Origin of the sequence: Methylosinus sp., from assembly GCF_036560965.1 — a bacterium.
Classification (GTDB): Bacteria; Pseudomonadota; Alphaproteobacteria; order Rhizobiales; family Beijerinckiaceae; genus Methylosinus.
In genome coordinates, this window is sequence record NZ_DATBQF010000054.1 from 115,725 (window position 1) to 138,868 (window position 23,144).

The following is a 23,144-nucleotide window of genomic DNA, read 5'->3' on the forward strand; positions in this document are numbered from 1 at the left end:
AGCACGGGCATCACATTGGCGAGACCGCCGCTTCCGGCGACGCCAGCCGGGCGATATCTGCGAGCGCCGAGCGCAGTTCCGGCCAGGGAAATTCCGCATCTGTCGGGCTCGGCTCGCCGAGCTGAATGAGGATGGCGAGCTTGGCCGCGACGCCCGGCAGGCTGGCGGCTTTCGTCTTCGGGACCGACGCCACAAAATCGCGCTCCTTGCCGAGAGCGGCTCGGAGTGCGGCGTCGACGGCGTCGAAGCCGAGCGTCGCCGCCGCCTCGTTCCATCGCTTTTGCTGTTCGTCGAACGCGGCGATCAGCGCTTCTCTCTCGATTGCCGGCTCGTTTGCGACCAGCTCCTCGATCTCGTCGACCGATTGAGCGATTTTCGGCTCCGCCTCACCGGAAAGGCGGATCGCGACCTCGGGGATGCCGACCGAGTGAATGAGCTTTTTCTCGATTCGTTGCCACTGGCGCGTCAGCGCGACGACCTGAGTGTGATTGGCTTGCCAGTTGCGCCAGAGCTGCAGCGCGGGGTCGGACGGCGCCCCTCCGGTCTTTTTCGCAGGCGGCAAAGCGCCGGTTCCTCGCAGAATTGCGCGCCAGCTAATGGCGGGCGGAGTCGTGCTATCTTCAGAATCAGCCATGATCCAGGCTCCTGTAAAGCGTGGGTTGTGGTCAGGCCGGGCGGGATGCTCCAACATCCCGTTCGGCCGCTGCTCATGAAATTGCAGCCGGGAGAAGGTAATCCGGCTAGAACATTTTAGCAACGCATATTGGAAACGCTGGCGTTCATAGGCTTGCGCCGCAAAGCGGTCGGGCTGTTCGCGACGGTGCATCGATTACGGAGGAAACGGGTCCATTCGCCGAAAAACCCATAGCGTGCAAAGCGATAGCCACTCGATCGGCGGCCTTGAAAAGGCCATTTAATTTCAATGAAGTAGGAAACATTAGAGCGGCTGAGCGCGCCCTGTCGTCGCCGTATCCGATTCTGGAAATCAGCTTGTGAACCCGGGCTTTTCAGGTGAATTCGGAGCTTCGAGATCTGAAATGGGCTCTTGTCGCCTCGCGGCATCGAAGCCTTCGGCAAGCGGCGGAGACGCTGAGCACGCGTCAATCCACCCTCAGCCGTCGATTGCATGATCTCGAATGTGAGCTCGGCGTGGACTTGTTCGAGCGCACGACCGGCGGAACGAAGCTCACGCCGATCGGTCGCGAATTTCTGGATGCGGCGCGGCCCATCGTCGATGAAGCGGACCGCCTCTTCCTCACATTCAAAACGCGACGCAATGGCGGACGCAGGCCATTGCGAATAGGGATTTGCTCGTCGCTCTCAGCAGGCAATCTGCGGGAGACGCTCGCGGAGTTGCGCCGCCAGATCGCGGATGCGGATATTCTCTTGGTCGATGGCGCCAAGGAGGGATTGCTCGGCGAGCTCGCCGCCGGCGCGATAGACGTCGCCATATTGACCTCCGGTGGCGGAAGGTGGAACGACCGCGTTCTGCCGCTCTGGGGCGAACGGGTAGTCGTCGCCGTTCAGGAAAATCACCCGCTCAATCGGCCAGCGATCCAATGGCGGGAGCTTTGCGACAATCGGATATTGCTGACGCGGAGCGGCGTCGATTCCGAGCTCGAGCAATTGCTGAGCGTGAAGGCCGGCGGCTCGGGTTCTTTGCGTATCAGCTACCAGGACGTTAGCCTCGACAGGCTGCTGAGCCTCGTCGGCGCCGGCTATGGCGTCGCGCCGCTGCTCGAAGGCGCCGTTGGTTTCGTCTGCCCCGGAGTTGCCCATCGCGAGCTGCATGGCGACTGTGGGCAAATGCGGCTTCAGTTCGCGGCCTATTGGAAAGAGACGAACAGCAGTCCAATGCTGCAGCCATTTCTCGATCTGCTGCGCGCCCGCTATCCCGATCTTTCGGCTTCGGCGACATCGGGTTGAGGTTTCGGACGCGTCCGAGTCTTCGCGAAGGCTCGGTCGGTCGCGATGAAGCGCTGAAGCATCGGGACAATCAGCTTGAGCGGATCGGCGATCGTCTGACCATTGGCTCGGCCGAGCGCGTCCGCATAGGCGGTGAGATCGCGATGCAGAGAGGCGGGAATCTCGACGGTGACTTTGACGGGCTTGTCGTCGGCGAGCGGACCGAGCTTCAATTTCGTCACGGCGCCATTCCTTCCTTGTATGGAGCCAATAGGAGATCCCGCGTCACGAGCACGCGAACGGGGAAGCCCGGCCGGATGGTGAGAGTGGGCTGGACATTGAGCTGGCGTTGAACGAGCAATTGCCCGGTCTGGCTCGCGCTGTTGGAGCCGCCGCGGCGGATCGCCTGGATGAGGCTGTTCTCGCTGCCCGTGGTTCCGGCTTCGGCGCCGATGCTGAGCAGCGTCGAGAGCGCGGCTCCTTTGAGCAGCATGTCCCAATGATTGTCGACCTCGTCCTCGAGGCCGGCATAGCCGGCCGCATCGGCGCCGGGTTGCCGCTCCAGCACGATCGAGGCTCCATTGGGCATGATGAGCCGGGTCCAGGCGAGGAGCACGCGCTTTTGGCCGTAAGCGACGGAGCTGTCGTATTGGCCGATCAGTTTCGCGCCCTGCGGAATGAGCAGAAATTTCCCCGTGGGACTGTCATAGACCCCCTCGGTCACCTGGGCGGTGATCTGTCCCGGCAGGTCGGAGCGTAGGCCGGTGATGAGCGCGGCCGGAATGACCGTTCCGGCCTGGACGACGTACGGCGATGCAGGCTTTGCGAGCCCATCGGGACTGACGGTTCGCCGATCGGTCGCGGCGCTCAGAAAAGCAGTCTTGCGATCCTGCATGTTCTGCGCGGAGCCGGCGTCGACTGACGACGCAGCTGTAGCGCCCGCGTCGGCCGCGGAAATCGTGGTCGGAGCGATCGGCGTGATCGGCCTCTCGCGCTCGTTCGTCTGAGCGAAGAGCCGGCTCACGCGCGCGGCCTCACCTTCCTGCGCGCGGCGCTGTGCCTCGGGGTCGGACGCCGATGCGCCGACAATCGTCGTATTGCCGGCCGCGCCAGCATTCAGAATGGGCCGGCCGAGATCACCTGGCAGAGGCGGTCCGAGCGGCGGCGCCGGCCGAGGCATTCCGGTATAGTCCTTGGGCAGGTTCGCGAGACCGTCGGCGGCGGGACGATTCTGCGTGTTGTAGAGTTCCTGGGCCGCGCCGGTCCTGTCGCGGGGCTGCAGCGCGTAGCCCAGCGCGCCGGCGATCGCGAGGGCGACGACGCCCGCCATGCCGATCAGCACTTTCCGCGACAGCCGCGTCACGCGCGGGCGTTCGCCTCGGAGGCGAAGGTCGGGCGTGATCGGCGGCGACGCGGCGAACCGCTCGTCATTCGACTCCGGCGTCATGACCGAGGCCTTCCGTCGGTGCGGACGATGCGCACGCGGCGCTCGCTGTCCGCATCGCCGAGGCGGAGCTCGGCCGCCGCGAAGAGGCGGTCGACGATGTAGTAGTTGCGGCTCACGCGATAATTGACCAGCTCCGAGCCGCCGGCCGGACCGATGACGAACAGCGGCGGCGTCTCGCCCTGGCGAATGCCGGTCGGGAATTCGATATAGACCTTCGACCCATCGTCGAAGGCGCGCAATGGCCGCCAGGCAGGATTGTCGCCCTGGATCGCGTAGCGGAAATTCAGCGCGGAGACGTCCACGCCGGCCGCGATCGGCGCGGCGGATTCGGCAATCGCGTTCTGACGGCGCAAGGCGATGAGCTGGTCTTCCGGATATTGCCAGGAGACCGAGGCCATATAGGTCTTCTCGGTCGATCGCAGCTCGAGCAGATAGGTGCGTCGATCCGTGTTGACGACGAGATTGGTGACGAGGTCCGGCCGTGTCGGCTTGACGAGGATGTGAATTTTTTTGGTCGCGCCTGCGCCGCTCTCCGTGTCGCCGATGATCCAGCGGACCGTGTCGCCGGCGGCAACCGGCCCGGAGCCGACGAGCTGCTCGCCCTCCTGCAGCGCGACGTCCGTGATCTGTCCTGGCGCGGCATAGACCTGATAGAGCGCGCCGCCCGAGAAGGGATAGACCTGCACGGCGTTGATGAATCCGTCGCGCACCGGCTGCACGCGGGCGGCGGCGTTGGCCTGATTGACGCGCACGGCCGGATCGGCGGGCTCGGGCGCGGCCTTGCCGGCATGAAGCGGCTTCAATTGGCCCGGCAAGGGAAGCGGCTTGGCGAGGGTGACGATTTTCACCGGCGCGGGCGGATCGGCGGAGAGCCGCGCCGGGGCCGCGTCGTCGTAATCGATGTCAGGCGGAATGAATTTCGCGCATCCGGCGAGCAAGGGCACGGAGATGAGAAGAATCGCAAAGCCGGCTTTACGGAAAGACGCGTTTCCATCTTTCCGGGACAGCACGTTCACGGCAATGTGCGAAGCCGGATCGCCGGCATTCGGGAAATTCCGCCGAGTCATTGTCCGAGCTCCTTCGACCAGTTGATGGCGTTGACGTAGACGCCGAGAGGATTCTTGCGGAGGCGATCGGCGTCGGTCGGCGGCTGGATTATGACGGTGAGGATCGCCGTCCATCGCGTCGTGTCGGCGAGCGCGCCGTCCTGATAGCGGCGCTCGATCCAGGCGACGCGAAACGAGTCGGCCGAGGCGCGGATGACGCTGGAGACATCGACGGCGATCTGCTGCTTGCCGAGCTTGGCGAAGGGATCATTGGCGCGGGCGTAATCGTTGAGCGCAGCGGCGCCCGCCGTCGTCGTGAAGTCATAGGCCTGCAGCCAATTCTGCCGGACGACGACCGGATCGGCCGGAGCGGCGCGCACATCCTTGATGAAGCGGGCGAGATACCAGGCGATCTGCGGATCGGACGGCGTGTAATCGGCCGTCGCCGGCGCGATGGCGCGCGCCTCGCCGAGGTGATCGATTTGAACGACCCACGGGACGACGGTCCCATGCGTCGACTGCCAGACGAGACCGGCCGCGAGGCCGCAGGACAAGAGCAGCGAGCCGAAGGCCATCAGCCGCCAGTTTTTCGACTGGACGCGCGCGGAGCCGATGCGCTCGTCCCAGACTTGCGCGGCTCGCTGATAGGGCGTTTCCGGTTCGGGCGTGCGGCCATAGCGCACCGAGGCGCGTCGGAACATGGTCTATTCCTCTTGTGAGAGATCGACGGAATGGCCGCCGCCGTGGCTGTCGCCGGACTGAATGACATGCGCGGCGGTCGTCGCGCCGTGGCTGGCGAGCTGATTGCGTTTCATGCGCTGCGCCCAGGCGGGCGGCGCATTCGCTGGCGGAGCGCTGGTTGCGCCGTCGCCGACCGCGCCTGTGTTCGACGAGCCGCCGGTCGCCACGAAGGCGGCGCGCGCGCCCGCGGAATAGTTCTCGGCCAAGGAACTCGTCGCGCGTGCGGCCGCGCGCCGGAAGGGAGCCGCTGCGACGGCTCCCGCGGCGCGGCCGACGCCGGCAAGTCCGGCGGCGACAGCCGAAGGCCCGGATTCGCCGGCCGAGCCGAGCGCATAAGCCGACGTCGCTCCGCCGGCGAGCCTCGCGCCGCCTCGCGCGGCGGCGCCGGCTCCCGAGGCTGCGGCCGTCGCTCCCCTTCCGGCGAGGCCGAGCGCCGCGCCTCCGATCATTCCGGCGCCCGCGACGGCGACGCCGGTTCCGACGGCTGCGCCGGCGCCGAGCTGCGGCGCGCCGGAGACGAGGCCGGTCGCGATGCCGGGACCGAATATGCCGAGACCGAGCATAGCGAGCGCGGCGAGCACGACGGAGAGCGTCTGCTCGATCGTCGGCTGCTCGCCGCCATAGCTCGTCGTGAATTGCGAGAAGAGGCCGGAGCCGATTCCGACGATGACGGCGAGCGTCATCACCTTCACGCCAGAGGCGACGATATTGCCGAGCACCTTCTCGGCGAGAAAGGCGGTCTTGTTGAAGAGCGCGAAGGGAATGAGCACGAAGCCGGCGAGCGTCGTCAGCTTGAACTCGACCAGCGTGACGAAGAGCTGCACGGAGAGGATGAAGAAGGCGATGATGATCAACAGCCAGGAGATCATCAGCACGGCGATCTGAACGAAATTGGCGAAGAAGGACGCAAAGCCCATCATCTGGCTCGCCGCGTCGAGCAGCGGCTGGCCGGCGTCGAGGCCGACCTGGGCGAGACGGCCGGGCCGCAGGAAATCGGCGGTCGACACAGATGAGCCGCCGGCCTTGAGGCCGACGCCGGCGAAGCTGTTGAAGACGATTCCCGAGAGCTTGTTGAAATTGGTGATCAGGAAGGCGAAGAAGCCGATGTAGAGCGTCTTCCTAACGAGCCTCTGGATCACATCCTCGTCGGCGCCCCAGGCCCAGAACAAGCCGGCGAGCGTGATGTCGATCGCGATCAGCGTGGAGGAGAGATAGGCGACATCGCCCTTCAGCAGGCCGAAGCCGGAATCGATATAGGTCGTGAAGGTGTTGAGGAAGGAGTCAATGACGCCGACGTTGTTCATCGTGCCGCGCCTTTCGATGCGGCGGGAATCGATGAGGATATAGCCGGCGCGGCCGTGGGAGGCGTCGGCCGCGCCGGCCTGCCGAAGAAGCGGCGGCGGTTCTCCGTCCAGACCGCCTCACAGCGCTGGTCTTCGGCATCCTGGAGCGCGAGCGCGCCGCAGCGGCGCAACTCGGCGGAAAGATCGTCTGGATCGATGGTAATGGCGGCGCCGGCGTCAGGGATCATCGGTACAGGGGCATCGAGATCGATCGCGGAGAGCGTCGCGACCAATGTGGCGATCAGAATGAGGATCGCGCCGGCGCGCCATATGTCCGATCGCTCCATGGCGGCGCCTCAATTGCCGTGGAACATGGTGACATTGCCCGGCTGATAGCCGGAGCGGGTCGAAAAGCGCCGATATTGCTCCTGCCCTTGCGACTCGGCGGCCGTGATGCGCGATTGTTCGAGCGCATCGGCGCGGCTCTTCGCCGCGACCACGGCGATGAGGTCGGAAAGCTGCTGCGATTGCAGCGCGAGCAGCTGATTGCCCGCCTGCGCCGCCTGCAGCGCGCCGGTCGCCGTCTGGCTGGCGGAGGTCAGCGACGACATGGCGGAGCCGTTGCCCGAAATATTGCCGACGACGCCGGCCTGCACTTTCAAAGAGTCCTCGAAGGCGGCGACGGAATTCCGCCAACGCGTCTGCGCCGTGGCCAGCAATCCAGAACTGGAGGCGGTGGCCGATGTCGGCCCATAGGTCGTTGCGAAGGCGGTCTCGATCTGCTCGACCTCGAAGGCGATGTGCTGCGCCTGGGCGAGCAGCGACTGCGTCTTCTGGATCGTGGTCTGGAGCTGGCTCAGCGTCGAAAGCGGCAGGCTCGCGAGATTGCGCGCCTGATTAGTCAGCATCTGCGCCTCATTGGCGAGGCTCTGGATCTGATTATTGACCTGCTGCAGCTCGCGTGCGGCGGTGAGCACGTTCTGCGAGAAATTGCTCGGATCATAGACGACGATCTGCGCAGGCGTCGGATCGGCGATGATGAGGAGCGAGAGAGCCACGGCGGAGCACAAGCCCGCGCGGCGAAAAGAACGAGCAGCCATCAGGAGAACTCCAGATTGGTGAGGTCGGGGATGATATCTGCCGCCCATTTGAGGCCGCGCTCGATCAGCCACGCGCGCAGAAATCCATCCGTGCCAAACTCGTCGAGAATGCGCTCGATCGCGGCGTGATCGGCCTTAGAGGAGGCAGCGCAAAAAGCGAGGCCGATCGGTCCGAGCCCCAATTCGAATAGGCGATTGCCGCGCCGCGATTGGCAGTAATAGTCGCGCTTGGGCGTCGCGCGGGCGATGATCTCGATCTGACGATCGTTGAGGCCGAAGCGGCGGTAGATCACGGTGATCTGCGGTTCGATCGCGCGCTCGTTCGGGAGGAAGATGCGGGTCGGACAGCTCTCGACGATCACCGGCGCGATCGGGCTGTTGTCGATGTCGGAGAGCGACTGGGTGGCGAAGACGACGGAAGCGTTCTTCTTCCGCAAGGTCTTGAGCCATTCGCGCAGCTGACGCGCGAAGGCGGGATCATCGAGAACGAGCCAGCCCTCGTCGATGACGAGCAAGGTGGGCCGTCCGTCCAGCCTTTGCTCGAGGCGATGAAAAAGATAGGTGAGGACGGCTGCGGCGGCGCCGGCGCCGATGAGTCCTTCCGTCTCGAAGGCCTGGAAATTGGAATAGCCGAGGCGCTCCTCTTCGGCGTCGAGCAAGCGGCCGAAGGGACCGCCGACGCAATAGGGCTGAAGCGCCTGCTTCAGCTGAGTCGATTGCAACAAGACGGCGAGACCGGTGAGCGTGCGTTCGTTGGCGGGCGAAGAGGCGAGCGAGGTGAGCGCCGACCAGACATGCTCTTTCGCCGTCGGGTCGATGGCCGCGCCTTCCTTGGTGAGGATGGCGGCTACCCATTCCGCCGCCCAAGCGCGCTCGGCCGTGTCATCGATGCGGGCGAGCGGTTGCAGCGACACGCTGTCCTCGGAGCCCGCCGACAGGCCACCGCCGAGGTCGTGCCAATCGCCGCCGCAGGCGAGCGCTGCCGCGCGGATTGAGCCGCCGAAATCGAAGGCGAAGATCTGTGTGCGCCGATAGCGGCGAAACTGCATCGCCATCAGCGACAGCAGCACGGATTTTCCGGCGCCGGTCGGACCGACGATCAGCGTATGACCGACGTCGCCGACATGGAGCGAGAAGCGGAATGGCGTCGATCCTTCTGTCTTGCCGAAGAGCAAGGGAGAGGCGTGAAGATGCTCGTCTTTGTCTGCTCCCGCCCAGATGGCGGAGAGCGGGATCATATGGGCGAGATTGAGCGTCGAGATCGGCGGCTGGCGGACATTGGCGTAGACGTGACCGGGAAGAGAGCCGAGCCACGCTTCGACGGCATTCACGCCTTCCGCTATGCAGGTGAAATCGCGGCCCTGGATCGCCTTCTCGACGAGGCGCAGCCTTTCCGTTGCGATCGCCGGGTCGACGTCCCAGACGGCGACTGTGGCGGTGACATACGCTTCGCCGACATCGTCTGCGCCGAGCTCCTGCAGCGCGATATCGGCGTCGGCCGCCTTGTTCGCCGCGTCCGAGTCGACGAGAACCGAAGCCTCATTGGTCATCACCTCCTTGATGATCGCGGCGACGGATTTGCGTTTGGCGAACCACTGCCGCCGGATTTTTGTCAGGAGCTGAACGGCCTCGGTCTTGTCGAGGAGGATCGCGCGCGTCGACCAGCGATAGGGGAAGGCGAGACGATTGAGCTCGTCGAGAATGCCGGGATGAGTCACGGTCGGAAAGCCGACGATGGTCAGAATGCGCAGATGCGCGTTTCTGAGGCGTGGCTCCAGGCCACCAGTGAGCGGCTCGTCGGCGAGCAAAGCGTCGAGATGCATCGGCGTTTCTGGAACACGAACGCGCTGTCGGCGCGTCGAGATCGTCGAATGCAGGAAGGTCAGCGTCTCGCCATCGTCGAGCCATTCCGCCTCGGGCATGAAGCTCTCGACCAATTGCAGCACGCGGTTCGAACGGTCGACGAATCCCCGCAGCAGCTCCCACGGATCGACGCCGTCTTGCGCGCGGCCTTCGTAGAGCCAATTCTCGGCGCGCGACGCGTCCTCCTCCGGCGGCAGCCAGAGGAGCGTCAGGAAATATCGGCTCTCGAAATGCGCGCCCGCTTCCTCGAAGGCGTTCTGCCGCTCGACGTCGACGAGCGCCGAGGCCGCATCGGGGAATCTGTCGTGCGGATAATGCTGCGCAGGCGCCCGATCGGCTTCGACGAAAACGGCCCAGCCGGAGCCGAGGCGGCGCAGCGCATTGTTGAGGCGGGCGGTCACGCCGACGAGCTCGGCCGGCGTCGCGCTGTCGAGATCGGGTCCGCGGAAGCGCGCGGTGCGCTGGAACGAGCCGTCCTTGTTGAGAACGACGCCCGCGGCGACGAGGGCGGCCCAGGGCAAGAAGTCCGCGAGGCTCGTCGGTCGGCCACGATATTCGGCGAGGTTCAGCATGGCAGCCTCACACGCCGAAATATGCGGTATAGCGCAGGTGACGGCGCACGACCTCGACGAATTGCGGATCACGCTTGGCCGCCCATACGGCGGCGCTGTGGCTGACCGCCCAGAACAGAGCGCCGGGAAGCCAAAGACGGAGTCCGAGCGCGATCGCCGCGGCGAGCGTGCCATTGGCGATCGCGATCGCCCGCGGCGCGCCGCCGAGCAGGATCGGATCGGTCAGCGCCCGATGCACGGGGACGAAGAAGCCGGGCACGTCCTCGGCGCTGTTGAAGCCGCTCATCAGATCAACGCTCCGCCGGAGAAGGAGAAGAAGGAGAGGAAGAAGGAGCTGGCGGCGAAGGCGATCGACAGGCCGAATACGATCTGGATCAGACGGCGGAAACCGCCCGACGTGTCGCCGAAGGCGAGCGTGAGGCCCGTCACCGTGATGATGATGACGGAGATGATCTTGGCGACCGGGCCCTGGATGGATTCGAGAATTTGATTGAGCGGCGTCTCCCACGGCATGGAAGAGCCGGAGGCTCGGGCGGAAGATGAAGAGATCACCGCGCAGGTGACGACGGCGACGAGGATGACGACGTGTCGGCCAAATCGGCTATTCGGAGCAAGGGGCGTCATGATTGGTCTCCTGCGACATTTGCGTCGATCGAAAGGACTCGGTAATCGCCGGTGGACGGATCGAGGCCGTCGACGGTCGCGAGTTCGGTGAGGCGCCGCTCGCCGCCGCGGCCTTGCAGAACGGCGATGACATCGATGGTCTCGGCGATCAGCGCGCGCGGCACGGTGATCACGGCTTCCTGAATGAGCTGCTCGAGACGGCGCAGCGCCCCGAGCGCCGTGCTGGCGTGAATGGTGGCGATGCCGCCGGGATGTCCGGTTCCCCAGGCCTTCAGCAGATCGAGGGCTTCCGCGCCGCGGACCTCGCCGATCGGAATGCGGTCCGGCCGCAGTCGAAGCGACGAGCGCACGAGATCGGAAAGGGAGACGACGCCATCCTTGGTGCGTAAAGCGACGAGGTTGGGCGCGCGGCATTGCAGCTCGCGCGTATCCTCGATCAGCACGACGCGATCGGATGTATGCGCGATTTCGGCGAGCAGCGCATTGGCGAGCGTGGTCTTGCCGGTCGATGTGCCGCCGACGACGAGAATGTTCTTGCGATCCGCGACAGCCTTTCGCAGGGAGTCGGCTTGATCGGACGTCATGACGCCAGCGCGCGCGTAGTCGTCGAGCGTGAACACCGCGACGGCAGGCTTTCGGATCGCGAAGGCAGGCGCCGCCACGACGGGTGGGAGCAGTCCTTCGAATCTTTCTCCCGTCTCGGGTAGTTCCGCCGAGACGCGCGGCGATCCCGGATGCACCTCGGCGCCGACATGATGGGCGACGAGCCGCACGATGCGCTCGCCATCAGCCGCCGACATTCTGTGGCCGCTATCCTCCAGACCGCTCGACAATCTGTCGATCCAGAGCCTCCCGTCGGGATTGAGCATCACCTCGACGACGGTTGGGTCTTCGAGAAAGCTCGCGACGGCCGGTCCGAGAGCCGTGCGCAGCATGCGCGCGCCGCGCGCGTGAGCCTGTGAATGGAGAAGAGAAGCCGCCAAATCCGCCCCCGCTTCGGTCGATCGCGCGAGGGCGATCCACCGTGGGGATGATTAGAAAAGGCAGGAAACCGGCGTAATCAACAAGGTTCCGGCGGTCGTAGCAGCCGGTCGTAGCTCGGCGAAAAAATACTTGCGTCCTATTCGCGCGGGTCGGTGGCGTTCTCGTCGGCTCGTTCGGTGCGGAGCATGTCTTTCGGAATCTCATCGAGCAATGTCCGTCCTTGATTGAGTCGCCGCCCCAGCGCCTCGATGAACCCTTCATAGCGTTCGCGCCCTTTCACCTGCGCGGCCGCTTGCGCCTCTGGCGGCAAGGGCGGCGTGACGGTCAGCCAGAAGCGGACGAATAGCGCGAGCGCTTCGGTCGTGAGGCCACTGTTACGCTCTAGCCGTTGAACCTGACGGGTCAGTCGGTCGAGGCGGCGTGTGAAGGCGGCCTCCATGCGATCCGCGCCGTCTGGCGATAAGAAGGACGCGACCGCGGCCTCGACGATGGCGGAGCGCGTGAGGCGCTTTTGCGCAGCGAGTTCGTTGATCCTCGCGATCATCTCCACGGGAAGCGAAACATTGAGGCGGTCGCGCATCATCGCCTCCTACAGCTCGAGGCCGTCAGCCGGATCCATCGCGCCCTGGCGGGCGAGGCCGCCCATACGTTGCCGGATGATTTCCTGCTGGCGCGCGGCCTGCTCGGGCGTATCATCGATGATGGCGAATTCGTTCACATCCCGGCGTGATGGAATCGTCTCCTTCACAATCGCGACATGATCGGGCAGCTCCGGCTCGCGTCGTAACCCGCCATTGGCCTCGTCCTCGGCTGTCGACCGCGCGAGGAGGTCGGTTGCCGGGCGCTGGATTGGCAGGGCGGACCAGTCATCCGGCCGGTGTGCGTGAGGGGCGTTTTTCGGCGGCGGCAGAATCCGCTCGGCGAAGCGGCGGTCTTCATAATAGCGCGCCTTCTTCGCGCGGATCGGATGCAGGCCCGACATCATGACGATCTCGTCGGATGGCGGAAGCTGCATGATCTCGCCTGGGGTGAGCAGCGGGCGCGCCGTCTCGGAGCGCGACACCATCAAATGACCGAGCCAAGGCGAAAGCCGATGCCCGGCATAGTTCTTCATCGCCTTCATCTCGGTCGCGGCGCCGAGCGCGTCGCTCACGCGCTTCGCGGTGCGCTCGTCATTGGTCGCGAAGGACACGCGCACATGGCAATTGTCGAGGATGGAATTATTCGCCCCATAGGCCTTCTCGATCTGGTTCAGCGATTGCGCGATCAGGAAGCTCTTGATGCCATAGCCCGCCATGAAGGCCAGCGCGCTTTCGAAGAAGTCGAGTCGCCCGAGCGCCGGGAATTCGTCGAGCATCAGCAGCATGCGGTGACGGCGGCCCGTGGGGCGCAACTCCTCGGTCAGGCGGCGTCCGATCTGATTGAGCACCAGTCGGATGAGCGGCTTGGTGCGGCTGATGTCGGAGGGCGGCACCACGAGGTAGAGCGTGGCCGGACGCGGATCGGACACGAGATCGGCGATCCGCCAGTCGCATTGACGGGTCACTCTCGCCACGACGGGATCGCGATAGAGGCCCAGGAACGACATGGCGGTGCTGAGGACGCCCGAACGCTCATTGTCGGATTTGTTGAGAAGCTCGCGCGCGGCCGAGGCGACGACAGGATGCGGGCCGACCTCGCCGAGATGCCGGGTCGTCATCATCGCCCACAGCGTCGTCTCGATCGGCAGGTTCGGATCGGACAGGAAGGCGGCGACGCCGGCGAGCGTCTTGTCGGCTTCGGCGTAGAGGACGTGGAGGATGGCGCCGACCAGCAGTGAGTGGCTGGTTTTCTCCCAATGGTTCCGGCGCTCGAGCGATCCCTCGGGATCGACCAGCACGTCGGCGACGTTCTGCACGTCGCGGACTTCCCACTCGCCTTTGCGCACTTCGAGCATCGGATTATAGGCGGCCGAGGCGCCGTTGGTCGGATCGAACAGCAGCGCGCGGCCATGGCGGGCGCGAAAGCCGGCGGTGAGCTGCCAGTTCTCGCCCTTGATGTCGTGGACGATGGCCGAGCCCGGCCAGGTGAGCAGCGTCGGCACCACCAGCCCTACGCCTTTTCCGGAGCGCGTCGGGGCGAAGCAGAGGACATGCTCGGGTCCGTCGTGACGCAGATAGGCGCTTTCGTGCCGGCCGAGCACGACTCCGTCGGGGCCGAGCAGGCCAGCGGCTTTCATCTCGTCGGGCCGCGCCCAGCGGGCGGACCCATAGGTCTCGGCGTCGTCGGCCTCGCGCGCGCGCCAAATCGACATGGCGATCGCCGCCGCGATCGAGAGTGGCCCGGCCGAGGCTGCGATATAGCCGCCTTCGACGAAGATCGCTGGCGCATAGGCGTCGAAGGCATACCACCACCAGAAGAAGGCGGGCGGCGGATAGAAGGGGAAATAGGCGAACTCGAACCAGGGATGTCCGAGCTGCGGCTGGAAGCCGAGGCGCCAGGCGGTCCATTCGGTCGCCGTCCATATCGTCGTCAGCACGATGAGCGATACGACGAGAATTTGGCCCCAAAGAATCCTGGTCGCCCACATGGACGCCTCCATTCGAATAGAGCGAGGCGTCGAGACAAAGACGCGGTCCGAGCGCATTCAAGCGTGTTCGCGTCGCGATCGTAGCGTGGCGAACCGAGACGAAAAAATACTGGCGCGTGAACCGGCGATCGAGATTCACCGATCGTCATAGGCCCAATCCTCGTTTTCTGCCGATGCTCCATTCGATGCCGCCGTCGTCTCGCGCCGTCCCGGCGACATGCTGGCCGAGCTTTTTTTCGAGCGTCGGCGACCAGGGCACGAGCTGGAAGCCGAGACCGTCGTCGATCATGGCGAAGCGCCCGGAAGCGAGCACGAGGTGCTGGCGATAGACGCCAGAGACCCGAACGCCCGCCGCGGCCTGGGTGCGCGGAAGGCCGGTGTCGGCCGAGAGCTTTGCAGCGGCGTCATTCAGCTCGCGGCCGCGCAGCGTCGCGAGCAGGTCGCGCTGGAAAATGACTTGGCCCCCTCGGCGCTGAGCCAGTCCATCGGCGATGAGATGCTCGGCGCGCGCCTTCATGGCATCGCGGACCTCGCCGCCGAATCCGCCTATCGCCAGTGGCGTCAGCGTGCGCTCGATGAGGCGGTGATCGAGCCAGGTCGCCCCCGACGCGCCGATCTGGCGATCGAGATCGAAGTCCGAGCGCGTCGCCAGGACGAGCGTCGGCTTCGGATCGTCGGCGCCGCCGAAGCGCCGCACCTCGACGACGCCGCCGATAGGCGGAGCATGGTTGAGCGCCTCGATGCCGCGGAAGCGGACGTGATGGGCGCGGCCGTCGGTCCCGTCGATCACGGCATAGGCTTCTCCGCTCAGCTCGTCGTGCAGTCCCTTGTCGACCAGCCGCCCGAGGATCGGCGACTCTGAAGGCGCAGCATCGATGGCATAATCACCGACGCCGCGGTCCTGGCCGCGCTCGGTGAAGGCGCGGTGCATGGTTTTGATGATGTCGCCGCGCATTCCGAGGTCGCGCAGCGTTCCTTCGGCTTCCAGTCCGATCCTCCATCGGCCGGGATCGGCGGAGGCGGCGAGACCCATTCGTTCGAGCTTCTGGGCGCGGCCGACCATCAGGCGGCGCAATTCAGGATCGTCTGGACCTGGACTCGCCGGGCGCAGGTCGACCAGGCCCGTCTCGTCGGCGGCGTAGCGGATGGCGGCGTCGAGCCGTGTCCAGCGGTCGGCGTCGACCTCGCGCTCGAGCGCCGAACGGATCGCATGTTCTGGACGCGGTCCGAGCTCGACGGCGACGAGGTCTTCCGCGCGCGAGCGCAGGCCACGGCTGATGTAATCGCGGGCAATGACAAGATCGGCGCCGGTCTCGTCGATGCCGCGCACCAGCAGATGGACGTGAGGATTGTCCGTGTTCCAATGATCGACGGCGACCCAATCGAGCTTCGTTCCGAGATCGGCCTCCATCCGCCCGGCGAGGTCGCGAGTGAAGGCTTTGAGGTCAGTCATCTCGCCGGCGTCCTCAGGCGAGACGATGAAGCGGAAATGATGCCGGTCGCCGTCGCATCGCTCGGCGAAGGCGCGATCGTCGGCGTGATCGTTCGCGGCATCGAACATCACGCCTTTCTCTCCATCGCGGCTGACGCCCTCGCGCTTCAGATAGGAAAAATGCGCGGACAGCGGCGCCGATCGAAAGCTTCGGCCCTTGTGGCGGACGACGCGCGCCTTGACGACGACGCGGCGGCCCGGATCGAAGAGGCGGGCGCGGCCGAAGGCGGCGCGCCCGCGCCCGAAGCTCGAGTCGCCGGGTGAGACAGATCGCGCGCCGTTCGGTGGCGTCGCAGGTCCGGCCTTGCGTGCCGCTTTCAAAACCTCAGCGACGAAGCTCTTCGACTTCGGCGCGCGCGTCGTGCGGACCCGTCCCTGCCGGACGCGGAAATCGTTCTCCTCACGGCTCATCGGCGCGCCTCGCCGAGGCGAACGGCAGCCGCCAGAACATAGTGTGCAAGTCGAAGCCTTGTAACTCCACGAGGATTTACCGAAACCTGCCAACGACCGATCAGCCTGCCCGACGAAAGACGAGTCGCGACAGCGACTTGTCTGTCAGCGTGGCAGGCGCTTTTATCTCGCCTTAGCCCGGTCGTGTTCTGCGCTGAATTGCCTTCCGCCGTTCTCTCTTCGCGACATTGCGCTCGGAAACGCTGGAATGCGCAGTGGTCGCGAATGGCGCTCACAATGCGTCTGCGCGCTTTCAACGCCAGGCGAATGACGGCAATGAGGCCCGTCGATGCGCGAAGGTCGGCAGTCCGACTGCAACAGCGGTGCTGGCTCATTGCGCGTGCTCCGTCGACGAGAGCGCGACGAACAGGCCGTCTGATCGAGGCGCGATGGCGGACAGATCGCGCGTGACGGCGACAGCTGTCGTGTAGGTCGCTGTCTGAATTGGTGCCGGATGGTTGGTGGCGCGTTGGCTGTCGGTATACTGGACGAACAGCGGCGCCTTCATCCACGGCGAAAGACCGGAGACGGAGCGAATGGCGGGTCGAGCGCTGTCGTTTCCCAGCATGAGAGGAAGGAGCGTCGCGACATAGGCGCGGGTTTCTGGCGGCATCGAACGGCGCCCGCCGAGATAATCCTCGTAGCGGCGCGGTCCCGCATTATAGGCCGCGAGGAAGCCCGGCGAGCCGTACCGATCGTGCAGCTCGCGGAGGTACGCCGCACCGGCGAAAATGTTGTCGTGTGCGTCGAAAGGATCGCCGGCAAGAGTGTAACGGCTGCGCAGTTCCGTCCAAGTGTCCGGCATGATCTGCATGAGCCCGATCGCGCCCTTGGGTGAGATAACGTCTCGTCGGGCGCGGCTTTCGATCGCCATGACGGCGCGAATCCATGCCGCGGGAATGCCGAAGCGCCGCGCCGCCTCTGTGACGTGGACGGCATAGGGCTCGCCATCGGTCGGGCGCTCGATCGGCGCTGCCTTTGCGGGCAGGACTCCGCCCAGTGTGCAGGCCGGAGCGAGGCCGATAAGGAGAAGGAGCGTGAATCGCGCACGCGTGCAGGCCCGGTTCAGGTGGTCCGATTTGATCATGAGCGGGAGTGCGGAGCGCATGTCATCAGTCCCGCTCGTTGCGCTTCTGGAGTCGGGTCCAGTGCAGAAGCCAGCTGGACTTGTCTTCGCTCGACTGGAACAGATTGGCGCGGATCGGCTGCGTCAGGGCTGGATCGTCGAGGAGCAGCGAGACATAGTCGCCGGCCTTTTCGCCGACGCGTTTCCATGCCGCCCCGATCTCTGGTCCCTCGTCATCGCCGAGCAGGATGCGATAATCCGGCGCGTTCTCCGCGCCGCCGTGGTCGGAGGGAACGAGAACGATCTGGGCGTCGAGCGACAGCGTGCGGATGGCGCCCGAATATCCCGACTTGGTGCGAGTGAATCGACCGATCTGCGTCATCGGATTCTCCTTGATTGGAAGAGTCGCGCGGGCGTCAGTCGACGGCGGCGCGCCAGACGAAACGGCCGTCGCCCTCTTCGTCGGTCCAGATCGGAACCGCGCGGGCGACGATCGAGGTGACGGGGAATGGACCGAAGTAGCGGCCGTCGAGGCTGTCCTGGACGGTCGGATTCATGAGGAAGACCTCGTCTGGCCGAAGCGTCCGGCAGCCGGTCCAGCTCGGCAGCGGACGACCGAGGCGATCGCGATCTTTCGCTTCGCCGACGTCGACGCCATCGATCGAGACGAGGGCGCCAACGCGGCACACGGTCTGTTCGGGGAGCGCCAAGACATGCTTCAGAAGCAGCACGCCGTTTGGCAGGAAGCCTCCATCGGCGAGAAAGCGCGCGATAGGTTCCGGTGGCTGGGCGGCGACCAGTTGCAAGGCGTGAAGACGATCGGCCGGTCGAAGCTCATAGAGCCCGGTCGGCGTGCTCGCCGTGGCGTTCCAGACGAGCCGCGGGGTAATGGGAACGAAGTAGTGGCCGCCGATCAGCAGCACGGAGGAGAGCGTCGCCGTGACATAGCCGAGGCGGATCATGGCGCGACGCTCCGGCGCTTCAGCCAGGCGTCATGCTGCTCGCGCGTGTAGGCGCGCGGCTCGTCGCCGACGGCGAGACGGTTGTGTAAATGCCGCCAATAGTCAGGCGATGCGTCGGCGGGATCGACGCCGATCGCCTCTATGGCGTCGATTGCCTGGAGCGCTCGCTCGACCCTCGGCCATGCGTCGACGCGCAGCAGGATCTCGCCGCCGGGACGCACGAAGGGCAGCGTCTGATAGCGCTCGCCGGCTCCGACGGCGCGGACAATGTCCATCCGTGAAATCACCGTGCCAAAGTCGTTCGACGCCCAACGGACGAAGCAGAAGATGCTGCCGGGAGCGAAGCTGGCGATGCGGCGGCGGCGGTCGAGTATCTCGTCTGTGGCGCGATGGCCGAAGCGAATTCGAAACTCGATCTTCTTCTCGATCCAGGTCAGCTCGACATGGGTGAGAGGTGTGGCGCCGCGACTCGGCGGCGTTTCGACGCGAGCGGATTGCGGCTCGTTGTCGTTCATGATGTCTCTCCGGGATCGTCGGGAAATTCACGCGCGAGAAGGTCGCGCAGCATGTCGGCGACGGTGACGCCGCGCCGAAAGGCGGCGACCTTGATGCGACCGCGGAGCGCCGGCGTGACGTCGATCGTCAGGCGCGCGGTGAATCCGCTGGCGTCATTCGAGCGTCGGGCGGGAGCTTCGGCCGATCTGATCCAGCCCTCGGCGTCGCCGGGACGCGCCGCGAAGCCGCGCTTTGCAGGGCGCTCGCTCATGCGGCGCCTCCGTCGTCGATCGGCGAGTCGCCGCGCACAACGTTCGCGAAGATCGTCATGGCGCGATCCTCCCAACCTCGGCTGCGAGCGCGACAATCTCGCGTGCGGCCGGCGTATCGTCGGCGAGCTCGCAGACGAGCCTGCCGGTCTGCGCCGCGTCGGCGAAGGCGATGCGCTGACCGATGGTGGCGGAGAGCGCCGGTGGATCATGATCGGCGAGCGTCTCGACCGTCTCGCGCGCAATGACGGTGCGCGCCGCATAGCGATTCAGGACGAAACGGGCGGCGAGCTGCGGGCGATAGATGCGCGCCTCGCCGAGCAGAGCCAGCATCTCGGCAGACGCCCAGCCGTCGAAGGGCGATGGCTGCACCGGGATCAGCGCAAGATCGGCGGCGAGCAGCGCCGACCGCATCAGGCCGGCGACCCGCGGCGGACCATCGATGACGAGATGGTCGACGCCGCGCGCCAATTCGGGCGCCTCGCGGTGGAGCGTATCGCGCGGCAGGCCGACGATGGTGAACAGCCGTGAGAGGTTCTCGCGCGCTCGCTGCTGTGACCAGTCCAGCGCTGAGCCCTGAGGATCGGCGTCGATCAGCGTGACGCGCTTTCCCTGCCGAGCCCATTCGCCGGCGAGATGCAGGGCGAGCGTCGTCTTGCCGACTCCTCCCTTCTGGTTGAGCAGCGCGACGATCATGACGCGCCTCCTTCCTTCTCGTCGAAGGGAACAGGCGCCTCGAAAGTCGCATCGTCCGTAAAGCCGGATTTACGGAAAGTTGTATCAGGCGTATTCTTTTCAGACGGAAGTTTCGGTTTGCGCAAACGCTCGGATGTGATTTCCACACCGGCCGGGCGCAAACAAAAGTTAGAGTCTCTGTTAGACTCTAAGTTAAGAGCCGAGATTTTTTCAGCGGGCCAGAGGGTTAGCTGCCCTCCGCGCGCCCGAAGTCCCGATAGGGCCGCGCCCGAAGTCCCGATAGCATGCGCGCCCGAAGTCCCGAGTGTTTCCACAGGTTTATCCACAGGGGCTGTGGATAAGTCCGCCGGCAGGATGTGCAGCAGCTCGCGCCGGCCCTCGTGCTCGATCCGCAGGCGATAGCCGGGCAGCGACTGCCGGCACACGATGAGCCGGATGTCGATCGCGAAATCCCTGAGCCTCGCGAGGCTGCCGGATTTTTGATGCAGATGCGGGATGTCGAAGATCCAGCCCTGCTTCTGGCGGCCGGCGTGCTTGCGGGCGACGCGATAGAGCCAGCGTTCGACGCCGCCCGTCAGCCGGAAATAGGCAGGGTCGATGCCGAGCACGAGCGAGCGGTCGACGACGCCGCGGTAGAACCATTCCGGGAGAACGAACTCCATGCCTTCGACGCGGCCGTCGCGCGTCACGCACTCCTCCCATTCGTTGATCCAGGAGAATTGGCTTCGACGCCAATGCTCGCCGTTGCGAATGGTGGTGCAGATGGCCGTCGATTGCAGGCGGGTGAGCGCGCCCTTCAGCAGCTTGTAGTCGCGGGCGCCGGTCGCCCGTCCGACGGCCTTGAGGAGCTGATAGGGCGTGAAGCGCAGGAAGCGTGAGGTCGTGAGGCCCTGATTTTCAGCCTCGACGATCTGGCTCGCTGCCCAGATCAGCACGTCGGCGTCCCATATGGTCGCCATGCCGTGCTCTGGCATGGCGAAGACTTCCACGCGCGCGCCGGCCGCCTCGTAGAGGATCGGCGTCGTGCGCTTCGCCTTGGCGAGCGAGAAGAACGGCCGCTCCATGAGATCGCGCTGATCGCGGGGGGATGCGTCCCCCGTCGCGATGACGAAGGGGTGGAGCCGGCTTCGCTCGCTCGAGGTGACGGGGAGGCGGCGCGACATGGCGGCGTCGCCTCAGCGGTGGGTGTTCAGGCGGGCGATGCGCACGCCGGTGTCGACGCGGACGGCGTCGCGCGCTTCGACATATTGCGGATCGGACGTGGAGCGGCAGGCGGCACCGTCGGCCCAGGCCTGGATGTCCTCGATCGCGTAGACGACGCGCCCGCCGAGCTTGCGGAACGTCGGGCCGGCGCCGTGACAGCGGTATTTTTCGAGCGTGCGCGCGGAGAGGCTGAGCATTCGCGCGGCTTCATGCGTCCGGACGAAGCGCGTGGCGCCCTCGGGTGATTTGTCGCGCAAGAGACGCCTCCGTAGCGGTGAGGTGCGCCGCAGGGAGGTCGCGGCGTTTCGATGTCACCGTGGCGGAGAAGAGAAGCGCGGGGGGAGGACGAAGTTTTGAGGCCGGTCCGTGTCCCCCCTTCCGCGAGGCGCGCTGGGATGGGACAATGCGGAAGGGTCATCAGCCGCCGCGCAGCAGCCGCTTGTAGCCGCCGTTCATCAGTGCGACGGAATCATGGATGAGACGGTTCGCCTTGCGGCGCGTCGCCGAACTCTTCCACTCCAGCGCGGGAAGCGCAGCGTCCTCGGCGTCGATCAGGGACGCGGCGATGTCGCGTGGCCCCGCGCCGCCGAGCCGGAAATCCAGCGCGTGCAGCAACAGGATGAGACGCGCGCGTCGCTGCGCAGTCAATTGCAGCGCGCGAGGAAGCGGCCCTGCGTCGCTGCCTTGAAGAAGACGAACGAATCGCGACGCGACTTCGAGCCGGATTTCGAGTGACGCGTCCAGCGGCAAGATGATCGCGGGGCGACCCGGCGCGCCGTCGTTCATCCAAAGATGAATCTCGCCTCGGGCGTCACCGATCAGGACCCGCCTGTCGCCGTCGTCGGACCTGTCGGCGACGACCTTGCCTAAGGTGGTCGGATCGAAGGTCTCATCCGCCGCGAAGCGGGGCGGCGCCGAAGCGATGATCAGCGTGCCAGGGTCGATCTCAGGGAGCCAGAGTGCAGGCTCCCTTCCTGCCGGAGTTTCCGGGTCATGGGCGAAACTGCAGCCCCCAGCGACGCGCGAGGCTCGAAAGGGCGGTCGTATTGTCGACGGCGCCGCGTTCGATCCGCCTCAGCGTCTCACGATAATCCTGGCGATACTCCGGGTTTCGGCGCAGAAATTCGAGCGCGAAACCGGAAGGGTCCAGGTCTTTCAATTGCTCGATAGAATCAGGAGATTTCCAAAAATTCGTCGGCATGAAGCGCTCCTCGGCTTGGCCTCGTAGCTCGAGCGGCGACTTCGACGATTCCGGAATGGCAGAACCAAAACTAGCCCAAAGGGTTGCATCGCGTGCCGCGAGCGCCCGTGACCTTTTTATGGCAGGCGAGAAGAGAGACTATTGCGCGCGCGTGCCCAAAAGCTGGCGATAGCCGGCCGCGGACATCCATCTCGCTCTGGCCAAATGGCTTTCATGGACACTCTTCGCCCGTTCCGGCTCGCGCTCCGGGTCGATTCCGAAAATCGCAGCGACGACCTCGCGCCAATCGGCGCCCTCTTCGGCGGCGTCCAACAGTTGCAGATAGGTCGCGAGGTGGCGCTCGTCGTAAGCGTTCACGTGCTCGGTGACAGGCGGACGATCTTCGAAGGCTGGCGTGCTCATTGCGGAACTGCCTGTCGCTCTATGCCGGCGAATTCATGGCGAGACGGCAGGATTATATCCCAGGATTGATTGGCGTTCTATTCCGACGGTGATGCAATCGGCGCATCGCGTTGTTCGCTGGGAATGCAGACCCGCAGGTTCGTCAGGGACCGAGCGTAGCACGGTCGCAGACGAATAGGAACGTTCGTTCCTGGAATGAACGTTCTCGACTCGGCTTCCATGCTGCCATGGAGATCGAGGAGGTCATAGCGACGAATGTCCGTCGCCTGCGTCACGCCAGAAAGTGGACGCAGGAAGCGCTTGCCGAGAAGGCGCAACTGAGTTCTCGCTATGTCGGCGCGATCGAGCGCGCCAATGTGTCGACGAGTGTGGGTATTATAGGTCGGATCGCTGATGCGTTCGGGATCGAGCCCGCCGATCTTCTCAAGCGTAGCAAGCCCAGAGCTCGCGGCTGAACTCGGCAGCCCGCCGGAGGTTGGTCACAACCCGCAACGGCCGGGCCAAAAAAAAGGCACGCGGAACAGAAAATTTCAGATCGTCATTGCCCACGATGTAGGCGACGTACCAATTCACGAAAACGTGGATCATCGGCGGCAGGGGTTTTCGAGAGCCCATTCACGATAACGTCCGCGCCGTAATACCAACTCTCTGAGAGGCCGACTCACGTGTGGGATTCCCGAATCGGCTGAAATTTGATTCGACCAGGCGAACACATGGAGGTTCGCCATGGCGGCGGCGATTGGGCTTCGAGGCGATTATGACGCGCGCTCCTTG

The 23,144-nt window shown here is 65.3% G+C and carries 28 protein-coding genes; 2 read left to right on the plus strand and 26 right to left on the minus strand.

Features of this window, described 5'->3' with window-relative positions:
• Positions 1-10 precede the first annotated feature (10 nt).
• On the minus strand, positions 11-826 hold the full coding sequence (locus VIF40_RS13955) for a hypothetical protein (RefSeq protein WP_331938111.1): 816 nt from the start codon (positions 824-826) through the stop codon (positions 11-13).
• A 185-nt stretch (positions 827-1,011) separates the two neighbouring features.
• On the opposite strand from VIF40_RS13955, the gene VIF40_RS13960 reads away from it, so the two are divergent.
• Positions 1,012-1,926, plus strand: a complete 915-nt coding sequence (locus VIF40_RS13960; protein WP_331938112.1) for a LysR family transcriptional regulator — start codon at positions 1,012-1,014, stop codon at positions 1,924-1,926.
• On the opposite strand, the gene VIF40_RS13965 is transcribed toward VIF40_RS13960, so the two are convergent.
• The 25 genes from VIF40_RS13965 to VIF40_RS14085 all read right to left on the minus strand — a co-directional run bounded on the left by VIF40_RS13965 (position 1,890) and on the right by VIF40_RS14085 (position 22,370).
• Positions 1,890-2,147, minus strand: a complete 258-nt coding sequence (locus tag VIF40_RS13965; protein WP_331938113.1) for a DUF2274 domain-containing protein — start codon at positions 2,145-2,147, stop codon at positions 1,890-1,892. The two genes, VIF40_RS13960 and VIF40_RS13965, sit on opposite strands and share 37 nt — an antisense overlap.
• The gene (locus VIF40_RS13970) at positions 2,144-3,352 is read right to left on the minus strand and encodes a TrbI/VirB10 family protein (RefSeq protein WP_331938114.1); all 1,209 of its coding nucleotides are present in this window, start codon (positions 3,350-3,352) and stop codon (positions 2,144-2,146) included. Before VIF40_RS13970 ends, VIF40_RS13965 begins: the two co-directional genes overlap by 4 nt.
• Positions 3,349-4,419 carry a P-type conjugative transfer protein TrbG gene (trbG, locus tag VIF40_RS13975; RefSeq protein ID WP_331938115.1) on the minus strand — a complete coding sequence of 357 codons (1,071 nt, stop codon included), beginning with the start codon at positions 4,417-4,419 and terminating at the stop codon, positions 3,349-3,351. Before trbG ends, VIF40_RS13970 begins: the two co-directional genes overlap by 4 nt.
• On the minus strand, positions 4,416-5,099 hold the full coding sequence (gene trbF / locus VIF40_RS13980) for a conjugal transfer protein TrbF (protein WP_331938116.1): 684 nt from the start codon (positions 5,097-5,099) through the stop codon (positions 4,416-4,418). The genes trbG and trbF overlap by 4 nt, the downstream gene beginning before the upstream one ends.
• A gap of 3 nt (positions 5,100-5,102) precedes the next feature.
• The gene (gene trbL, locus VIF40_RS13985; protein ID WP_331938117.1) at positions 5,103-6,443 is read right to left on the minus strand and encodes a P-type conjugative transfer protein TrbL; all 1,341 of its coding nucleotides are present in this window, start codon (positions 6,441-6,443) and stop codon (positions 5,103-5,105) included.
• Positions 6,440-6,769, minus strand: a complete 330-nt coding sequence (gene trbK-alt, locus VIF40_RS13990) for a putative entry exclusion protein TrbK-alt (RefSeq protein WP_331938118.1) — start codon at positions 6,767-6,769, stop codon at positions 6,440-6,442. Before trbK-alt ends, trbL begins: the two co-directional genes overlap by 4 nt.
• 9 nt (positions 6,770-6,778) lie before the next feature.
• Positions 6,779-7,522 (minus strand): P-type conjugative transfer protein TrbJ, encoded by a 744-nt coding sequence (gene trbJ / locus VIF40_RS13995; RefSeq protein ID WP_331938119.1) that lies wholly within the window; start codon positions 7,520-7,522, stop codon positions 6,779-6,781.
• Entirely contained in the window at positions 7,522-9,957 is a 2,436-nt protein-coding gene (gene trbE / locus VIF40_RS14000; protein ID WP_331938120.1) for a conjugal transfer protein TrbE, read from the minus strand. Before trbE ends, trbJ begins: the two co-directional genes overlap by 1 nt.
• Positions 9,958-9,964: 7 nt before the next feature.
• A complete protein-coding gene (locus tag VIF40_RS14005; protein WP_331938121.1) occupies positions 9,965-10,243 on the minus strand; it encodes a VirB3 family type IV secretion system protein in 279 nt (92 codons plus the stop codon).
• Complete coding sequence (locus VIF40_RS14010) at positions 10,243-10,581, minus strand: TrbC/VirB2 family protein (protein WP_331938122.1); 339 nt, start codon at positions 10,579-10,581, stop codon at positions 10,243-10,245. Before VIF40_RS14010 ends, VIF40_RS14005 begins: the two co-directional genes overlap by 1 nt.
• Positions 10,578-11,564 carry a P-type conjugative transfer ATPase TrbB gene (gene trbB / locus VIF40_RS14015; RefSeq protein WP_331938123.1) on the minus strand — a complete coding sequence of 329 codons (987 nt, stop codon included), beginning with the start codon at positions 11,562-11,564 and terminating at the stop codon, positions 10,578-10,580. The genes VIF40_RS14010 and trbB overlap by 4 nt, the downstream gene beginning before the upstream one ends.
• Positions 11,565-11,701: 137 nt before the next feature.
• Complete coding sequence (locus tag VIF40_RS14020; protein ID WP_331938145.1) at positions 11,702-12,145, minus strand: ribbon-helix-helix domain-containing protein; 444 nt, start codon at positions 12,143-12,145, stop codon at positions 11,702-11,704.
• A 9-nt stretch (positions 12,146-12,154) separates the two neighbouring features.
• Complete coding sequence (locus VIF40_RS14025; protein WP_331938124.1) at positions 12,155-14,134, minus strand: conjugal transfer protein TraG; 1,980 nt, start codon at positions 14,132-14,134, stop codon at positions 12,155-12,157.
• 145 nt (positions 14,135-14,279) lie between these two features.
• Positions 14,280-16,037, minus strand: a complete 1,758-nt coding sequence (locus VIF40_RS14030; RefSeq protein WP_331938125.1) for a relaxase/mobilization nuclease domain-containing protein — start codon at positions 16,035-16,037, stop codon at positions 14,280-14,282.
• A 370-nt stretch (positions 16,038-16,407) separates the two neighbouring features.
• Positions 16,408-17,184: a lytic transglycosylase domain-containing protein gene (locus VIF40_RS14035; RefSeq protein ID WP_331938126.1), complete on the minus strand. Its 777-nt coding sequence runs from the start codon at positions 17,182-17,184 to the stop codon at positions 16,408-16,410.
• A gap of 4 nt (positions 17,185-17,188) precedes the next feature.
• Positions 17,189-17,524, minus strand: a complete 336-nt coding sequence (locus tag VIF40_RS14040) for a DUF736 domain-containing protein (protein ID WP_331938127.1) — start codon at positions 17,522-17,524, stop codon at positions 17,189-17,191.
• A gap of 34 nt (positions 17,525-17,558) precedes the next feature.
• Entirely contained in the window at positions 17,559-18,104 is a 546-nt protein-coding gene (locus tag VIF40_RS14045) for a S26 family signal peptidase (RefSeq protein ID WP_331938128.1), read from the minus strand.
• Positions 18,101-18,619 carry a DUF2840 domain-containing protein gene (locus VIF40_RS14050; RefSeq protein ID WP_331938129.1) on the minus strand — a complete coding sequence of 173 codons (519 nt, stop codon included), beginning with the start codon at positions 18,617-18,619 and terminating at the stop codon, positions 18,101-18,103. The genes VIF40_RS14045 and VIF40_RS14050 overlap by 4 nt, the downstream gene beginning before the upstream one ends.
• Positions 18,616-18,870, minus strand: a complete 255-nt coding sequence (locus VIF40_RS14055; protein ID WP_331938130.1) for a hypothetical protein — start codon at positions 18,868-18,870, stop codon at positions 18,616-18,618. Before VIF40_RS14055 ends, VIF40_RS14050 begins: the two co-directional genes overlap by 4 nt.
• 55 nt (positions 18,871-18,925) lie before the next feature.
• Positions 18,926-19,564, minus strand: a complete 639-nt coding sequence (gene parA, locus VIF40_RS14060; protein WP_166143211.1) for a ParA family partition ATPase — start codon at positions 19,562-19,564, stop codon at positions 18,926-18,928.
• Positions 19,561-20,727: a replication initiator protein A gene (locus VIF40_RS14065; RefSeq protein WP_331938131.1), complete on the minus strand. Its 1,167-nt coding sequence runs from the start codon at positions 20,725-20,727 to the stop codon at positions 19,561-19,563. The genes parA and VIF40_RS14065 overlap by 4 nt, the downstream gene beginning before the upstream one ends.
• Before the next feature lie 12 nt (positions 20,728-20,739).
• Positions 20,740-20,964, minus strand: a complete 225-nt coding sequence (locus VIF40_RS14070) for a DNA-binding protein (protein ID WP_331938132.1) — start codon at positions 20,962-20,964, stop codon at positions 20,740-20,742.
• A 220-nt stretch (positions 20,965-21,184) separates the two neighbouring features.
• Positions 21,185-21,814 carry a DUF2285 domain-containing protein gene (locus VIF40_RS21515; RefSeq protein ID WP_414684811.1) on the minus strand — a complete coding sequence of 210 codons (630 nt, stop codon included), beginning with the start codon at positions 21,812-21,814 and terminating at the stop codon, positions 21,185-21,187.
• Positions 21,759-21,968, minus strand: a complete 210-nt coding sequence (locus VIF40_RS14080) for a transcriptional regulator domain-containing protein (protein ID WP_331938134.1) — start codon at positions 21,966-21,968, stop codon at positions 21,759-21,761. The genes VIF40_RS21515 and VIF40_RS14080 overlap by 56 nt, the downstream gene beginning before the upstream one ends.
• Positions 21,969-22,106: 138 nt before the next feature.
• Positions 22,107-22,370 (minus strand): DNA -binding domain-containing protein, encoded by a 264-nt coding sequence (locus tag VIF40_RS14085; RefSeq protein ID WP_331938135.1) that lies wholly within the window; start codon positions 22,368-22,370, stop codon positions 22,107-22,109.
• Between the two features lie 227 nt (positions 22,371-22,597).
• Here VIF40_RS14085 and VIF40_RS14090 point away from each other — a divergent pair, with 227 nt between their 5' ends.
• Positions 22,598-22,825, plus strand: a complete 228-nt coding sequence (locus VIF40_RS14090; protein ID WP_331938136.1) for a helix-turn-helix transcriptional regulator — start codon at positions 22,598-22,600, stop codon at positions 22,823-22,825.
• Positions 22,826-23,144: the final 319 nt, after the last annotated feature.

What these genes read in the sequence shown, in the direction of transcription:
- VIF40_RS14040 (WP_331938127.1), bottom strand. Translation starts at nt 17,524, where the DNA reads ATGACGCAGATCGGTCGATTCACTCGCACCAAGTCGGGATATTCGGGC.
- VIF40_RS13970 (WP_331938114.1), bottom strand. Translation starts at nt 3,352, where the DNA reads ATGACGCCGGAGTCGAATGACGAGCGGTTCGCCGCGTCGCCGCCGATC.
- VIF40_RS14050 (WP_331938129.1), bottom strand. Translation starts at nt 18,619, where the DNA reads ATGAACGACAACGAGCCGCAATCCGCTCGCGTCGAAACGCCGCCGAGT.
- VIF40_RS14010 (WP_331938122.1), bottom strand. Translation starts at nt 10,581, where the DNA reads ATGACGCCCCTTGCTCCGAATAGCCGATTTGGCCGACACGTCGTCATC.
- VIF40_RS14055 (WP_331938130.1), bottom strand. Translation starts at nt 18,870, where the DNA reads ATGAGCGAGCGCCCTGCAAAGCGCGGCTTCGCGGCGCGTCCCGGCGAC.
- VIF40_RS14005 (WP_331938121.1), bottom strand. Translation starts at nt 10,243, where the DNA reads ATGAGCGGCTTCAACAGCGCCGAGGACGTGCCCGGCTTCTTCGTCCCC.
- VIF40_RS14090 (WP_331938136.1), top strand. Translation starts at nt 22,598, where the DNA reads ATGGAGATCGAGGAGGTCATAGCGACGAATGTCCGTCGCCTGCGTCAC.
- VIF40_RS14080 (WP_331938134.1), bottom strand. Translation starts at nt 21,968, where the DNA reads ATGCCGACGAATTTTTGGAAATCTCCTGATTCTATCGAGCAATTGAAA.
- VIF40_RS14070 (WP_331938132.1), bottom strand. Translation starts at nt 20,964, where the DNA reads ATGCTCAGCCTCTCCGCGCGCACGCTCGAAAAATACCGCTGTCACGGC.
- parA (WP_166143211.1), bottom strand. Translation starts at nt 19,564, where the DNA reads ATGATCGTCGCGCTGCTCAACCAGAAGGGAGGAGTCGGCAAGACGACG.
- trbJ (WP_331938119.1), bottom strand. Translation starts at nt 7,522, where the DNA reads ATGGCTGCTCGTTCTTTTCGCCGCGCGGGCTTGTGCTCCGCCGTGGCT.
- VIF40_RS14035 (WP_331938126.1), bottom strand. Translation starts at nt 17,184, where the DNA reads ATGCGCTCCGCACTCCCGCTCATGATCAAATCGGACCACCTGAACCGG.
- trbL (WP_331938117.1), bottom strand. Translation starts at nt 6,443, where the DNA reads ATGAACAACGTCGGCGTCATTGACTCCTTCCTCAACACCTTCACGACC.
- VIF40_RS14045 (WP_331938128.1), bottom strand. Translation starts at nt 18,104, where the DNA reads ATGATCCGCCTCGGCTATGTCACGGCGACGCTCTCCTCCGTGCTGCTG.
- VIF40_RS14065 (WP_331938131.1), bottom strand. Translation starts at nt 20,727, where the DNA reads ATGTCGCGCCGCCTCCCCGTCACCTCGAGCGAGCGAAGCCGGCTCCAC.
- VIF40_RS14025 (WP_331938124.1), bottom strand. Translation starts at nt 14,134, where the DNA reads ATGTGGGCGACCAGGATTCTTTGGGGCCAAATTCTCGTCGTATCGCTC.
- trbF (WP_331938116.1), bottom strand. Translation starts at nt 5,099, where the DNA reads ATGTTCCGACGCGCCTCGGTGCGCTATGGCCGCACGCCCGAACCGGAA.
- trbK-alt (WP_331938118.1), bottom strand. Translation starts at nt 6,769, where the DNA reads ATGGAGCGATCGGACATATGGCGCGCCGGCGCGATCCTCATTCTGATC.
- trbE (WP_331938120.1), bottom strand. Translation starts at nt 9,957, where the DNA reads ATGCTGAACCTCGCCGAATATCGTGGCCGACCGACGAGCCTCGCGGAC.
- VIF40_RS14030 (WP_331938125.1), bottom strand. Translation starts at nt 16,037, where the DNA reads ATGAGCCGTGAGGAGAACGATTTCCGCGTCCGGCAGGGACGGGTCCGC.
- VIF40_RS14085 (WP_331938135.1), bottom strand. Translation starts at nt 22,370, where the DNA reads ATGAGCACGCCAGCCTTCGAAGATCGTCCGCCTGTCACCGAGCACGTG.
- VIF40_RS14020 (WP_331938145.1), bottom strand. Translation starts at nt 12,145, where the DNA reads ATGCGCGACCGCCTCAATGTTTCGCTTCCCGTGGAGATGATCGCGAGG.
- trbG (WP_331938115.1), bottom strand. Translation starts at nt 4,419, where the DNA reads ATGACTCGGCGGAATTTCCCGAATGCCGGCGATCCGGCTTCGCACATT.
- VIF40_RS13955 (WP_331938111.1), bottom strand. Translation starts at nt 826, where the DNA reads ATGCACCGTCGCGAACAGCCCGACCGCTTTGCGGCGCAAGCCTATGAA.